The sequence below is a fragment of the Leeuwenhoekiella nanhaiensis genome, from assembly GCF_002744755.1.
Lineage (GTDB): Bacteria > Bacteroidota > Bacteroidia > Flavobacteriales > Flavobacteriaceae > Leeuwenhoekiella > Leeuwenhoekiella nanhaiensis.
This window is the reverse complement of sequence record NZ_KZ319289.1, coordinates 193165-208454: the sequence shown is the minus strand read 5'-3', so window position 1 is coordinate 208454 and position 15290 is coordinate 193165. Positions and strand designations below refer to the sequence as shown.

Below are 15290 nucleotides of genomic sequence, written 5' to 3'. Positions count from 1 at the left end.
CAATGAATATGCGTTTATCACTATTTGTCCTCATTCTTTTTACCTCAGCCACAATGCTGGCACAGGAAACTTTTGAACGTGCTGTTTACCACAAAGCTGATGACAGTTTGCAGTACCGTATACAGTATCCGGTCAATTACGACGCTGGAAAAAAGTATCCTTTAGTATTGTTTCTACACGGTGCAGGTGAGCGGGGTTCAGATAATGAAAGTCAGCTGGTACACGGCTCAAAAGTATTTGCAGATTCAGGTAACCGCAATGCGTTTCCGGCTATTGTAATTTTTCCGCAGTGTCCTAAAGATTCGTATTGGGCCAATGTTGATGTAGACCGAAGTACGTATCCTATCGGGATTACCTTTCACCCGGATCAAAAGCCTACACCGCATTTGCAAATGGCCGCAGATTTGGTCAATTCGTTTATTAAAGACGGAAAAGCAGATCCTTCACGAGTGTATATCTCGGGGCTCTCTATGGGCGGAATGGGCACTTACGAAATGGTGCAACGTCACCCGGAAACATTTGCTGCAGCAATCGCGATCTGCGGCGCCGGAAGCACTAGCGAAGTACCAAACTATGCTCTAAATACACCGTTTTGGGTTATTCATGGTGCCGAAGACAATGTGGTAAATCCCATTCATTCGCTAGAGCTGGCACAGGCTATGCTTGAAGCGGGAGCCAAACCCCGTGTTACTATTTATGAAGATGCCAATCACAACAGCTGGGACCCGGCTTTTGCCGAACCCGATTTTCTTTTGTGGCTTTTTAGTCACACCAAATAAAAACTGAAGTTAAAAGCCTGTAACGGGCAATTAAGTCAAAACCCACGACACTACTAAAACAAAGATTTTCGGTGGGTAACAAAATTCTAAATATGAAAAGTATTCGTTCCAGATTTCTAATTATAGGTCTGCTTTGTCTTGCCACTACCGCATTTGCCCAAAAAAGACAGGCTATTCCTGAAGTAGAAGCCCTTTTAAAAAAAATGACCCTTGAAGAAAAAATAGGTCAGCTTAACTTACTTACTCCCGGTGGTGGTGTCGCAACCGGCTCGGTGGTGAGTAAAAATGTAGAAGATAAAATCAAGGCCGGCAACGTGGGCGGTTTGTTTGGGGTTGCAGGTCCTGAAAAAATAAGACAGGCGCAGGAATTGGCGGTAAAAAATACCCGTCTGGGTATTCCGCTGCTTATAGGTTCTGATGTTATTCACGGGTATAAAACCACATTTCCTATTCCGTTAGGACTTTCAAGCAGCTGGGATATGGAGCTGATAAAGAAAACAGCTCAGATTGCTGCTCAGGAAGCCACTGCAGACGGCATCAACTGGAACTTTTCACCGATGGTAGACATAGCGCGTGACCCGCGCTGGGGCCGTATTGCCGAAGGTGCCGGGGAAGACCCGTATCTGGGTTCTCAAATCGCAAAAGCAATGGTGCAAGGTTACCAGCAGGAAGATCTTACCGCCGAAAATACGATGATTGCCACCGTAAAACACTTTGCACTCTATGGCGCTTCAGAAGGTGGCCGTGATTACAACACCACCGATATGAGCCGGGTAAAAATGTTTAATGACTACCTGCCTCCATATAAAGCCGCAATTGATGCAGGTGCCGAGAGTGTCATGAGTTCATTTAACGACGTTGATGGTGTGCCCGCAAGTGGAAACAAATGGTTACTCACTACACTACTTCGCGATCGCTGGGGCTTTGACGGTTTTGTAGTTTCAGATTATACTTCGGTGAACGAAATGATCGCGCACGGTATGGGCGATTTACAGGCCGTATCTGCGCTTTCCATCAATGCGGGGCTGGATATGGATATGGTAGGCGAAGGCTTTTTAACCACCCTTAAAAAGTCAGTTGAAGAAGGTAAGGTCACCGAAGAAACCATCACTCAGGCCTGTCGACGCATTCTGGAGGCCAAATACCGACTGGGTCTGTTTGAAGATCCCTATAAATATTCCGATTCTAAAAGACCGCAACGCGATATTCTAACCGATGCAAACAAGGCTATTGCCCGCGAAGCAGCACGTAAGTCTTTCGTTTTACTTAAGAATGAAAACAATACGCTTCCGCTAGCTAAAAATGCTAAAATCGCACTTGTTGGTCCGCTGGCAGACAGTAAAAACAATATGCTGGGTACCTGGGCACCTACCGGTAACCCTCAACTTTCAGTTTCTATCTTAACCGGATTCAAAAATGTAGCCCCACAGGCGGAGATTACCTATGCTAAAGGTGCCAACATCTCTAATGATTCCGCATTCGCGAAAAAAGTAAACGTCTTTGGTCCGCGAATTGAAATCTCAGAGGAAAGTCCGGAAGCTTTGTTGGAAGGAGCGCTAGCCGCTACAACTGAGGCCGATGTAATTGTTGCTGTGGTAGGTGAAGCCACCGAAATGAGTGGTGAAGCCGGAAGCCGCACCGACATCAGCATCCCTAACAGTCAAAAGCAATTAATACGCGAACTCGTAAAAACCGGAAAACCGGTAGTGCTTGTTTTGATGAGTGGCCGCCCTCTGGTCATCACCGAAGAAATGGACCTTCCCATAAGTATTTTACAGGTTTGGCATCCCGGTATTGAGGCCGGTAATGCCGTTGCCGATGTGGTTTTTGGAGATTACAATCCTTCAGGAAAACTTACCGCAAGCTGGCCGCGTAGCGTAGGACAAATCCCTGTATATCACAGTATGAAAAACACCGGCCGTCCTGCTCCTTCTGCTGAATTTGAGAAGTTTAAATCACAATATCTGGATTCGCCCAATGCGCCTTTGCTTCCGTTTGGTTATGGCTTAAGCTATACTTCTTTTGAGTATGGAAAACTTTCGTTAGCTAAAAAAGAAATCAATTTCGGTGAATCTCTGGAGGTACAGGTTGATGTGACCAACACCGGAGACCACGACGGTGAGGAAGTGGTGCAATTATACCTGCACGATGTAGTACGCAGCCTTACGCCACCGGTACGCACACTTAAAGGCTTTGAAAAAGTGTTTTTAAAGAAGGGAGAAACCAAAACGGTTACATTAACTTTAGAACCCGACGATCTCAAATTTTACAACGGAGCACTTGAGTTTGTAGCTGAGCCGGGCCAATTTGAAATCTTTGTGGGTGGAAACAGCAATGCTTCCCTTAAAGAAACCTTTACGCTTAACTAAAATTAGCCGGGATGATACGCCAAATCTGCATATTCGCGACACTTGTTTTTTCAGTCTTTACTCTGGGAGCCCAAAAAAAATACGTGGGTCAGGTCTATGCAGATTTGGTAAAATCTACACATACCTATGCCGATACCTTAAAGCTTGATTTTTATACGGCAACGCAAAATCGAAACGACAACTCACGTCCTTTGATTGTGCTGGTTCACGGTGGTGGTTTTTCGGGAGGGAAACGCGATAACGCTCAGGAAACCGAATTTTCACAAACTATGGCCACTAAGGGATACGCCGTAGCATCCATAAGCTATCACCTTACCCGCAAGGGCAAAGCGACGGGTTTTGGTTGTGATTGCCCGGCTTCCGAAAAACTGGAAACCTTTAAACAAACAACGTCCGATATTCTGGATGCGTTAGGTTATCTTAAATCAAATCCGGATTTTAGTTTTGATCCCGAAAAAATCATTCTTACCGGGAGCAGCGCCGGTGCAGAAGGTATTTTAAACACCGCGTATATGGCGCAGCATCCTGATTTTAAGGATTTGGGCAATTACCCGAAAATAGCTGCCGTGGTATCTTTTGCAGGAGCTGTGGTAGATGCCCGCTACCTTACTTCAGAAAATGCAGTTCCGGGTTTCTTTATTCACGGCGATGCAGATAATTTGGTCCCTTATTCCAGTGACCCGCATCATTTTTGTCCTTATGAAAGTCCGGGTTTTTTACCGCTTGACGGCGATGCGTTTATCGCAGCAAAGCTGAAAGAGCTCAATGCATCCTACACTTTGCTTAGCGCACCGGGAGGCAATCACGACTGGGCCGGTCTGGGTTATGAGTATACGACCGAAATAGCTGCGTTTTTAAATGCGGTAGTAAATGAACAACAGCTTATGCAGCACGAGGAATCTGTTGAAAAAAAATAGCCAATGAAAACCGCTTTTCCCATTTTACTCGTGATACTCGCATTCCTTTCCTGCAAGGAGGAAAACGAAAAAGCAGAGGTCGCTGAGGTACAGCCTAAAAAACCCAACATTATTTTCATTATGTCTGATGATCACGCGTTTCAGGCAATAAGTGCATACGGACATCCCGTGAGTCAGTTAGCTCCTACTCCTAACATTGATCGCATTGCCACTAACGGCATGCGTATGGATCGGGCCTATGTGACCAATTCTATTTGTGGCCCCAGCCGGGCGGTGATTTTGACCGGTAAACACAGCCACATCAATGGTTTTCGGCAAAACGGGGATCGCTTTGATGGCGACCAGCCTACCTTGCCCAAAAAGTTACAGGAACTGGGATACACCACCGCGATTCTGGGCAAATGGCATTTGCACGGCTATCCGCAGGGATTTGATTACTGGAATATTATTAAAGACCAGGGCAATTACTACAATCCGGACTTTATAAAAGAAGGGGACACAACTCGAGTCACGGGTTATGCTACAGACCTCATTACGCAAGATGCATTAAACTGGCTCGATACCCAGCGTGACACTACAAAGCCGTTCTTTATGATGGTGCATCACAAGGCACCGCACCGCAACTGGATGCCGGCATTAAGACACACAACAAAGTACGATTCGATTACTTTCCCCTTGCCAGACACCTATTTTACAGATCACGCCGGTTCGCAGGCTTCTCAGGAGCAATTGCAAACGGTTTATAAAGATATGTATGAAGGTCATGATCTGAAAATGACCAAAGAATTAGGCAGCCCTGAATTGGCTCATAATCCCTGGACTACCGATTTTGAACGGATGACCCCTCAACAGCGCGAGGCCTGGGATGCCGCTTACCAACCCAAAAACGATGCTTTTCATAAAGCCAATCTGCACGGCAAAGCACTTGATGAGTGGAAAGGTCAGCGCTATTTACGCGATTATATGGCGACTATTGCTGCTGTAGATGAAGGCGTAGGCCAAATTCTTGACTATCTCGAAGCTCATAATCTGGACGAAAACACTATTGTGGTTTATACTTCAGATCAGGGATTTTATCTGGGCGAAAAGGGATTTTTTGACAAGCGGTTTATGTATGAAGAGTCGTATCGCACTCCGCTTCTGGTACAATACCCCAAAGCAATCAAAGCCGGTAGCCACAGTGAAGCTCTGGTACAAAACCTGGATTTTGCGCAAACCTTTTTAGATTACGCTCAGGGTGATTCTCTAACTGTGGACATGCAGGGGCAATCACTTCGGCCGGTACTAGAACAAAGAATACCGGATACCGATTTTAGAGAGGTCTTGTACTATCATTATTACGATTTTCCCGCGTTTCATATGGTCAAAAAGCACTATGGCATAAGTACTAGGCGCTACAAACTGATGCATTTTTACGATGACATAGACGCATGGGAATTTTACGATTTACAAAGTGATCCGCAGGAAATTCAGAATAAAATTGATGACCCTGTATACTCTGAAATCATTGCAGGTTTGCACAAAAAGCTAGACTCAATTCAGGGAGCCTACGGTGTTACAGCAAAAGAATTTGAGCAGGCTCCACAAAAGCAGGTGGAGCAAGCCTATAAAAACTTTGAGCGTCTTCGCGGTACGCCGATGCAATAGCTTAATATGAACTTAACCCAAGATCGTAATGCCATTTTCCAGCTTTGACTTAATTTTCGATTTTAAAAACACCTAAATATGAAGTTTACAGCTCTCCTTCTTTTTGCACTTTTTGGCCTTAATCTTTTACCGGCTCAGGAACTCAGTCTAATGACCTACAACATCAGGATGGCTACAGAATCTGACGGGGACGACGCCTGGAGTAAGCGCAAGGAATTTCTGACCGCTCAGGTACTTTTTTATGCTCCCGATGTAATGGGCGTACAGGAAGCCTTACCCGAACAAATGCAGTATTTGGGCGAAAATCTTACCGGGTACAAACACGTGGGAGTTGGTCGTGAAGGTGAAAACAAAGGCGAATTTTCCGCGATTTTTTACAAAGCGGAAAAACTGGAACTCATAGCAAGTGATACCTTTTGGCTCTCAACTACGCCGAAAGAAATCTCTACCGGCTGGGACGCTGCGCTACCCCGAATTTGCACCTATGCCTTGTTTGAAATCAAAGAAACCGATGCCCGCTTTTATGTCTTCAATACGCATTTTGATCACGTAGGAGTTGAAGCCCGTAAATACAGCGCCCAATTAATACTTGACCAGATACGCGAAATCAACAGCCTGAATTATCCGGTTTTTGTCACCGGCGACTTTAATCTGGAACCCGACTCTGAACCTGTTGCAGTTTTGGAAACACAATTAAAAGACACCTTTAAAGCGAGCTTAAGCGGTTCTTTTGGACCGGAAGGCACTTTTAATGGTTTTGATTTTGACCAACCGGTAACCCGCCGCATCGACTATATTTTTGTGGGTAAAACGAGTCCGGTTAAAGTATTGAAACACGCCACACTAAGCGATTCTAAAAATCTGCACTACGCTTCAGACCATTTGCCGGTTTATACTTTAGTAGAAATTCAACCCTAAAAATGGAGATTACAGCATAAAAATTAAAAAAGTAATGCTATTTTTGTGCTTTATTCAGAAAACAATCCGGCGCTGCCGGTCCTTATAAAGAAGTTGTGTTGTCTTCCGGCAACGGAAGACTGGTTTTGTAGTGAAACCTTTGAGAAGCTTTTCCACCTTAGGCGGAGAGGCTTTTTTGTTTTTAACTATATTTAGGCTATTGTACAACTTAATGAGACGTAAACTTTACAAAATTCATTTTACCCTTTTTGTTCTGGCGCTTGCCAATTTTACAGCTAAAAATATCTTTGAGATTAGCCTTAATTATCAATTAGCGTATGCAATAATTTTAGGAGTTTACCTGTCAGGATTAATTTTATTCTTTTCATATATCCACCCTTTTAAAAAGGTTGCTATTTATTTTTCCGCTTACCTCTTAACACCGCTCTTGTTTCTCTCAATGTTTCTTTTTGGTGGAATTTTTCTTGGAATCATAAATTCTATTACGCTATATCCTGTCTATCCAAATAGAATTGAGTACCAAAATGAAGAATACACAGTTTATAAAAAATTTAATGGATTCTTAGGCAAATGCTGTACTTATGAAATTACAGAACGGCACTTTTTCATCTTTGAAGAGAAAATAAAAGACTCTATTCTAGAAGGCGAAGAGTTTGATGCGGAAAATTTTAATCCAAAATAAAAGCAGCTATTGAATTCGACTCAATTTTATTATTTAAGTATTCAGTAACTTTCCGCAAGTTGGCTAATTCTTTAATTTTTGTTTATGACTAAATCGTTCTGGAGCCTGGCGCTTCTTGTACTTTTTGCTTTCAATACTTCGGCTTTTGCCCAAACCTCAAGCCTTTCCGTAGAAAAAATAATGCAGGACCCGAAGTGGATGGGTACGTTCCCCGAAAATGTAAACTGGGATACGCAAAGCAAAAACATCTATTTTGACTACAACCCCGAAGGAAATCCTGCTGACAGTCTTTATAAAATAAACATCAGTGATCTGGATAAGATTAAAAAAGTAAGTCTGGCCGAGCGCAAAGCGATGCCGGGCCGATATGGTACCTGGAATTCCAATCAGACCAAAAAATTATATACTGAAGATGGTGCGCTTTGGGTTTACGAACTTAAGAACGACCGCTCCAAAGAACTTATTGATCTGGGAAGCCGCATTGGCAATTACACGTTTCTGGCAGACGAAAGTCAAATTGCTTTTGAATACGATAACAATGCCTATGTTTTGGATACCGAAACGGGAATGCTAAGCAAAATCACCAACATCAGGGAAGGCAAGGCTCCTGAGGACAGGTCCAAAAAACTATCGGAAAAAGACCAGTGGCTTAAAGATGAAAATTTAAGCCTGCTGCAAATTGTACGCGAACGGGAAGAGCAGGATTCGATCTCTAAAGCCTACCGCGAAATGACGGCAGATCCTAATCCCTATACCTTTTACGCCGGGGATGAGTCGGTTAGCGGATTGCAGGTGAGTCCGAAAGCCGATTTTGTAACGATTATGCTGATGCAGCGTGATCGGGGCGAAAGCACCAACGTACCCAATTATGTAGATGCCAGCGGCTATACGCAGGATTTACGGGCGCGCAGCAAAGTGGGTAAGGATAACACCGAAAATTCCCTTGCCATTTACAACGTTAAAAAAGACACGGTTTATAAGGTAGACACCTCAAAACTCCTTGGAATCACAGACCTGCCCGATTATACTAGCGATTATCCCGATCGCGAGTGGGAAGAAAAAGAACGCGATGTCATCATCTCGCAGGCTGTATTTTCAGACGACGGCAGCAAGGCTATTGTGAACATTCGATCTAAAGACAACAAAGACCGGTGGATTGCTTTACTCAATCTCGAAGACGGAAGCCTCGAAACCCTGGATCGCCAGCGTGACGAAGCCTGGATTGCCGGACCCGGAATCGGCTGGTCTTTTGGCGGCGGAACTCTGGGTTGGTTGCCTGATAATAAGCACATTTACTTTCAGTCTGAGGCCAGCGGCTATTCGCACCTCTACCTGCTTGACGTTACTACCGGAACCAAAAAAGCCCTGACCGAAGGGGAATACGAGGTTTTTGATCCGTTTTTGTCTAAGGATAAAAAATCCTGGTTTTTGACCACTTCAGAAGTAGATCCCGGCGAACGCCATTTCTACACCATGCCGGTTATGGGCGGAAAGATGGAAAAACTCACATCAATGCCCGGTAACAACGAAGTAAGCCTTTCACCAGACGAAAAGTATATGGCGATTCGTCATTCGTATAGCAACAAGCCATGGGAATTATATTTTAAGAAAACCGGTTCAAAAGCTGAAGCCCAACAACTTACCTCAGGCCAGTCTGAAGCTTTTAAAAGTTACAACTGGCGCGTACCGCAAAACATCAGATTTGAAGCTGAAGACGGAGCGATGGTTCCTGCAAGACTGTATGTTCCGGATGCTTCGGTAAAAAACAATGCTGCTGTGGTGTTTGTGCACGGAGCCGGCTATCTCCAAAACGCTCACAAATGGTGGTCCAGCTATTTCAGAGAATACATGTTCAACAATATGCTCACCGATTTGGGATATACGGTGATTGATATCGATTACCGCGCCAGCTCAGGTTATGGTCGCGATTGGAGGACCGGTATTTACCGTCATATGGGCGGAAAAGATTTGTCTGATCAGGTTGATGGCGTGAAATACCTTATCGAAAACTACGATATTGATCCTGATAAAGTGGGGATTTACGGTGGAAGCTACGGCGGTTTTATTACACTTATGGCCTTATTTACGGAAGCTGATACCTTTAAAGCCGGTGCTGCTTTGCGTTCGGTGACAGACTGGGCGCATTACAACCACGGCTATACATCAAATATTCTTAACGAACCCACTCACGACCCCATCGCGTACAAACGCTCCTCGCCTATTTATTTCGCCGAAGGCTTAAAAGGTGATTTACTCATTGAGCACGGAATGGTAGACACCAACGTACATTTTCAGGATGTCGTAAGGCTTACGCAACGCCTGATCGAATTAGGTAAAGACAACTGGGAGCTGGCAGTGTACCCGGTAGAAGATCACAGTTTTGTAGAGCCCAGCAGCTGGACCGATGAGTACAAACGTATTCTGAAGCTTTTTAATGAGAGTCTTTTGGGTATAGAATAAAAACCTATAACCCCGGGCTAGTGTCTGGGTTTTTTCTAAAGGTCTGGAGATTTCGATAGCGTACTTCAACAAAAACGTAGCATGAATAAGTAATGAAACCAAGGGCAATTACACCAAGCGTCCAGTTGCCAAATAAATATTCCATAACCGAGAAAGCGGCTTCTTTATTGGTGTCTTCCAGATCCCGATTGGTAAAAGCCGAATCCCACAATAAAAACGAAGCGATACCCAGCGTGATGCCACGGGAGGCATAACCTATCATTCCGCTGGTTAAAATCAGCTTTTTGTAAAACGGCTTTACGCTCTCAATCGCAATGGTTCTGGAAAACTTTCTGGAAATGGCGATGTAAAACTCATTCAAAGTGGCGCCCAGCATACCAACTGCTATCGCCATGACTGTGTACTTACCCAGATCGGTTTGGATAAGTTGCTGCATATCGGTCTCCTTGAGCCAGGATGATGTTTGCGGATTTAGAGCTACAAGCAACGCACTCACAGCCAGAAAGGCGTAAACCAAGCCCCCAAAACCGAAACCGATACGCTCTGCAATACCGGTAAGATCGTTTCCGAATTCGCGCTTATCTGCGATACTTTCATAAACCCGCCAAAACACATAGCCTGACAAGGCTACTGCCCACAAAATTAACAGAGCTCTGCCCGCAGCTTTCTCGGCCAGAAAATTCATCAGCGTAAAACTTCCCGTCTTAAATCCGCCCAAATTGAATGCGGCCATAGTAGTAAGAACTCCAATAGCCAAAAAAAGCACAGCCTTTGCAAAAAGACCTGCCCGGGCATAAAATAGAAATTTGGTATTCAAATGATTGTTGGGTGTAATGCAATTAAAAAGCTAAACTACTCAACCCGAATACAAAAGACTGATAAAGAAGTGTTATTTAAGAAAGGGAAACGTGTAAAAACCAAAAATAACAGGCCTTAATAATTGAAACCAAAGAAACCTTCGGTAACCTGAATGGTTCCTGCGCCCTGAGCGGTAAACTCAAAAGTTCCTCCTACCGATTTTTGATTGATGTTATTGGAAATAATCGTCACCGTACCCGACTGCACCTGAGGATTAAATGCTCCCGAAATATAAGACGCCTGGTAGGGGCTGTTCACATTAAAATCAGTCAGATCGTAAACTCCAGGTTGTATATTCCGTGGAAAACGCAAACGAACAATCACCGAGTTTGTACTGCCCACCCCGGTAATGATCCCGTTACCTTCAGAAGAATAGGTCACTTCGGGTCTAAACATGTTTCCCTGTATTTTGCAACCAAAAGCGCTTTCCACAACGGGTATTATAACTGGCGGGGGCGGCTCTTTAAAAAAGGGCACCTCGTAAAAATAACCACGTGTAAAATATACTTCGGTTGTATCTGCCGGTGCTACAGCCCTAAACCGAAACGAACCTGTATACAGGCTGTCATCAACCCGCTCTACCACAACTTCACCTTCCCCGTCAAAGCGGGTACTGTATTGTTTGCCGTCTGCCTCATAGAAATCTGCCATTGCCAAAGAACCTGCGCTCAGGTCAAAAACTCCGGTACCGTAAGCCGGTAACTTAAGGTCTACGCGCTCTCCGTTTAGACTTCCGGAGATGATCACCTCATTGGCATCGGTTAATTGAGCACGGGTGCCCGCAGCCTTAAAAAAAAGGGTGTCTTTAATACCTTGAAATGCGGGTGTATTGAAGGTGACATCATCTGCACACGACACCAACAACAGACTCAAAATAACGAAAAGAAAAGGCCTGATCATCAACAGTGTAATTAAGGGACTGCAAATTACTAATTTTACAAGCTTTAAACGCATTGATAAACAGAAAATTGTAGTATATTTGCGCCCTCAATAAAGACAGCAGTCTGCTTAACGTTAAGCAGAGGGCTTATTTTTAAATTATAACCGGGGTCGGGTACCCCAAAAATTAATTTTTATGCCAGTAAAAATCAGATTACAAAGACACGGTAAAAAAGGAAAACCTTTTTACTGGGTAGTAGCCGCAGACACGCGTGCTAAACGTGATGGTAAATTCTTAGAAAAACTAGGAACTTACAATCCAAACACCAATCCTGCGACTATTGACCTGGACGTAGATTCATCTGTAAAATGGTTGCAAAACGGGGCTCAGCCTACCGAAACTGCAAAACGTTTACTTTCTTACACTGGGGTATTGCTTAAAAATCACCTTGCCGGTGGTGTGCGTAAAGGCGCATTAACCGAAGAGCAGGCTGAAGAAAAGTTCAATGCCTGGGTTGAAGAAAAAGCATCTAAAATTGATGCTAAAAAAGAAAACCTTTCTAAGGAACAGGAAAAAGCACGTAAAGAGGCTTTAGCTGCTGAAAAAGCTGCTAATGAAGCTCGTATCGCTGCTGCTCAGCCTCAAGAGGAAGAAATAGAAGAAGCTCCAGAAGCTGAAGCTGCTACTGAAGAAGCTCCTGCTGCTGAAGAGAACAACGAAGAAGAAGCTAAGTAATACTCGCTCACGATGCGCAAAGAAGAATGTTTCTATCTGGGCAAAATCGTGCGAAAATTCAGCTTTAAAGGGGAGTTACTGGCTAAGCTAGATACAGACGAACCTGAGGTTTACGAAGAATTGGAATCAGTTTTTGTCGAATTTAATGGCAATCTGGTTCCTTTTTTTATTCGTAGTGCTCAACTGCACAAATCTACCCTGCTCCGCATCGATTTTGAAGACGTGAATACCGAAGAAGATGCAGACGATCTGGTCAATGCAGAACTCTATCTTCCGCTTTCTATGTTACCCAAACTCGAAGGCAATAAATTTTACTACCACGAGGTCATCGGCTTTACCGTAAAAGACGTGTACTATGGCGAAGTAGGTACCATTACCGGGATCAACGACAACACCGCACAGGCTTTATTTGAAATTGACCATCAGGGAAAAGAAGTCCTTATTCCTATAAATGATGACTTTATCAAAAAAGTAGATCGCAGTACCAAAACCATTACGCTTGATACGCCTGAAGGATTGATTGCTATTTATTTGTAACGTTTCAGCGTTCTGAGTACTTATAAGTAAAGTACCAGATTATGAATGGCAGTTTAGATCAATTTAAGGCCACGCTTCAAAGACGGCGTGAGCGCCAGGAAAAGCACAGCGGCCACCGCAGGGATGCTTCTGGGTACAAGATTGCCAACTCCGGTTTTAAATTTGATTCTAAAAAATTAAAACCTGCCGAACTGGAGAAATACAGGCAGACCCTAAAACTGCGGAAACAAAACCGAATTATAAAACAGTGGGTGATTTTTATTGCCATCTGTATTCTCCTAACGCTTATCGCTTTCATTTATAATCTATAAATTCCGCTATTGAATGAAGCGTGAGGGATAGCAGCGAAAAGCCCACAGTCCCGGCAAATGGGGACGAGGACTTGTAGCGAATAGCCCGCCTCTGCCGGCAGGCAGGCACGCCCAAATACCCAAACGACAAAATTTCTAAATCTATTTCTGTGTCAAAACCTTTCAAATTCAAACAATTTACGGTTAATCAGGATCGCTGTGCGATGAAGATTGGCACAGACGGGGTTCTACTGGGAGCCTGGGTGCCTGTACATCAAAACCCGTATTCTATACTCGATATCGGTACCGGAACGGGAGTCATCGCATTGATGCTCGCACAACGCTCAGATGCCGAAGTGATTGATGCTCTCGAACTGGATGAAGATGCTTACGAGCAGGCTGTTGACAATTTTGAAGCCTCACCCTGGGGTGATCGTCTGTTTTGTTATCACGCCCATCTCTATGAATTTGCTACCGAAATTGAAGACACCTACGACCTCATCGTATGCAATCCTCCCTATTTTGAGGGCAGTACTCAGTTAGAAGAACAACAGGGCTCAGCCCGTGAGCAGGCCCGTTTTGAAGACGCGATGCCTTTTGAACTTTTGGTCGCTTCTGTGAACCAGCTTCTGGAGGAAACAGGTGTTTTTTGCGTGATTATTCCGCAGATGCGGGAAGAGGAGTTCATAAGCCTGGCGGCGAAAGCAAATCTGTATCCTTTTAAGATCACAAGCATTCAGGGAAATCCTGAGGTTCCGGCTAAGCGCGTGCTTATCGCCTTTTCACGCAAGCCCGAAGCATCCCTAGAGAAAGACGATCTGATTATCGAAACTACACGGCATCAGTACACCGAAGCCTACCAAAACCTGGTCAGGGATTTTTACCTTAAAATGTAGCAAAATTACCCTGCCGAAATTTCCCTATTTGAGTAGCATAGGTTTTAGCATTTTTCTAAATTTAGCACACTTATAAGTGCCTTCATTACATCATTTTTAGTGAAAGCGCACAAAACTTTAGAGATTAACAACAGTGCTTATGAAACCTGATCTTTTTGAATCACCCGACTACTATAACATTGACGACCTGCTAACCGATGAACACAAACTCGTACGCAGCGCAGCACGCGACTGGGTAAAGCGGGAAGTATCGCCAATTATTGAAGAAGCGGCTCAAAAAGCAGAATTTCCTAAACAAATCATAGGTGGTCTGGCTGAAATAGGCGCTTTTGGTCCCTACATTCCTGAAGAATACGGTGGTGCCGGTCTAGACCAGATCGCGTATGGTCTCATCATGCAGGAAATTGAACGCGGAGACAGCGGGGTGCGCTCTACAGCTTCGGTACAGTCTTCTCTGGTGATGTATCCTATTTATAAATTTGGCTCTGAAGAGCAGCGTAAAAAATACTTACATAAACTCGCCAGCGGAGAATTTATGGGATGCTTTGGCCTCACCGAACCCGATCACGGCTCCAATCCCGGCGGGATGGTGACCAATTTTAAAGATGCCGGTGACCATTATGTCCTGAACGGTGCAAAAATGTGGATTTCCAATTCGCCCTTTGCCGACATCGCTGTGGTCTGGGCAAAAAGTGAAGAAGGCCGCATTCATGGTCTCATCGTTGAGCGTGGGATGGAAGGCTTTTCAACCCCCGAAACCCATAACAAATGGTCGTTGCGGGCAAGTGCTACCGGCGAACTCATTTTCGATAATGTAAAGGTCCCAAAAGAAAACCTGTTGCCCAACAAATCGGGACTGGGCGCTCCTTTAATGTGTTTAGATTCGGCACGCTTCGGGATTGCCTGGGGTGCAATAGGGGCTGCGATGGACTGCTATGATACCGCTCTGCGCTACGCGAAAGAGCGCCAGCAATTTGGGAAGCCCATTGGTGCCTTCCAGCTTCAGCAGAAAAAGCTGGCCGAAATGATTACCGAAATCACCAAGGCCCAACTCCTCGCCTGGCGACTGGGAACTTTACGTAATGAAGGCAAAGCTACTTCGGCTCAAATCTCAATGGCTAAACGCAACAATGTGGATATGGCTTTGAAAATTGCACGCGATGCCCGTCAAATCCTTGGCGGAATGGGCATTACCGGCGAGTACAGCATTATGCGTCATATGATGAATCTGGAAAGTGTGGTTACTTATGAAGGTACACACGACATCCACCTGCTGATTACCGGCCTGGACATTACCGGCCTAAATGCTTTTAAGTAATTGC

14 protein-coding genes are annotated in these 15290 nt (G+C 44.5%); 12 read left to right on the top strand and 2 right to left on the bottom strand.

The window, feature by feature from the left end; translation table 11 throughout:
• Positions 1-8 precede the first annotated feature (8 nt).
• The 7 genes from CJ305_RS07655 (at position 9) to CJ305_RS07625 (ending at position 9772) form a co-directional block, all read left to right on the top strand.
• A complete protein-coding gene (locus tag CJ305_RS07655) occupies positions 9-779 on the top strand; it encodes a carboxylesterase family protein (protein ID WP_223248828.1) in 771 nt (256 codons plus the stop codon).
• A gap of 92 nt (positions 780-871) precedes the next feature.
• Positions 872-3148 carry a beta-glucosidase BglX gene (gene bglX, locus CJ305_RS07650; protein WP_099645672.1) on the top strand — a complete coding sequence of 759 codons (2277 nt, stop codon included), beginning with the start codon at positions 872-874 and terminating at the stop codon, positions 3146-3148.
• 11 nt (positions 3149-3159) lie between these two features.
• Positions 3160-4065 (top strand): alpha/beta hydrolase, encoded by a 906-nt coding sequence (locus tag CJ305_RS07645; protein ID WP_099645671.1) that lies wholly within the window; start codon positions 3160-3162, stop codon positions 4063-4065.
• Between the two features lie 3 nt (positions 4066-4068).
• On the top strand, positions 4069-5712 hold the full coding sequence (locus CJ305_RS07640) for a sulfatase family protein (protein WP_099645670.1): 1644 nt from the start codon (positions 4069-4071) through the stop codon (positions 5710-5712).
• A 78-nt stretch (positions 5713-5790) separates the two neighbouring features.
• Positions 5791-6630: an endonuclease/exonuclease/phosphatase family protein gene (locus tag CJ305_RS07635; RefSeq protein WP_099645669.1), complete on the top strand. Its 840-nt coding sequence runs from the start codon at positions 5791-5793 to the stop codon at positions 6628-6630.
• A gap of 211 nt (positions 6631-6841) precedes the next feature.
• On the top strand, positions 6842-7312 hold the full coding sequence (locus tag CJ305_RS07630) for a hypothetical protein (RefSeq protein WP_099645668.1): 471 nt from the start codon (positions 6842-6844) through the stop codon (positions 7310-7312).
• 84 nt (positions 7313-7396) lie between these two features.
• Positions 7397-9772 (top strand): S9 family peptidase, encoded by a 2376-nt coding sequence (locus CJ305_RS07625; protein WP_099645667.1) that lies wholly within the window; start codon positions 7397-7399, stop codon positions 9770-9772.
• 4 nt (positions 9773-9776) lie between these two features.
• Here the strand turns inward: CJ305_RS07625 and CJ305_RS07620 are convergent, their stop codons facing one another.
• The gene (locus tag CJ305_RS07620; RefSeq protein ID WP_099645666.1) at positions 9777-10589 is read right to left on the bottom strand and encodes a DUF1206 domain-containing protein; all 813 of its coding nucleotides are present in this window, start codon (positions 10587-10589) and stop codon (positions 9777-9779) included.
• Between the two features lie 116 nt (positions 10590-10705).
• Complete coding sequence (locus CJ305_RS07615) at positions 10706-11530, bottom strand: DUF6252 domain-containing protein (RefSeq protein ID WP_099645665.1); 825 nt, start codon at positions 11528-11530, stop codon at positions 10706-10708.
• Positions 11531-11705: 175 nt separating this feature from the next.
• Here CJ305_RS07615 and CJ305_RS07610 point away from each other — a divergent pair, with 175 nt between their 5' ends.
• From CJ305_RS07610 to CJ305_RS07590, 5 genes are all read left to right on the top strand, one after another.
• Positions 11706-12245: a 30S ribosomal protein S16 gene (locus CJ305_RS07610; RefSeq protein WP_099645664.1), complete on the top strand. Its 540-nt coding sequence runs from the start codon at positions 11706-11708 to the stop codon at positions 12243-12245.
• A gap of 12 nt (positions 12246-12257) precedes the next feature.
• Entirely contained in the window at positions 12258-12782 is a 525-nt protein-coding gene (gene rimM, locus CJ305_RS07605; RefSeq protein WP_099645663.1) for a ribosome maturation factor RimM, read from the top strand.
• A gap of 41 nt (positions 12783-12823) precedes the next feature.
• Entirely contained in the window at positions 12824-13093 is a 270-nt protein-coding gene (locus tag CJ305_RS07600; protein ID WP_099645662.1) for a hypothetical protein, read from the top strand.
• A 203-nt stretch (positions 13094-13296) separates the two neighbouring features.
• A complete protein-coding gene (locus CJ305_RS07595) occupies positions 13297-13968 on the top strand; it encodes a tRNA1(Val) (adenine(37)-N6)-methyltransferase (RefSeq protein WP_099645897.1) in 672 nt (223 codons plus the stop codon).
• Between the two features lie 139 nt (positions 13969-14107).
• The gene (locus tag CJ305_RS07590) at positions 14108-15286 is read left to right on the top strand and encodes an acyl-CoA dehydrogenase family protein (RefSeq protein ID WP_099645661.1); all 1179 of its coding nucleotides are present in this window, start codon (positions 14108-14110) and stop codon (positions 15284-15286) included.
• The last annotated feature ends 4 nt before the right edge of the window (positions 15287-15290 follow it).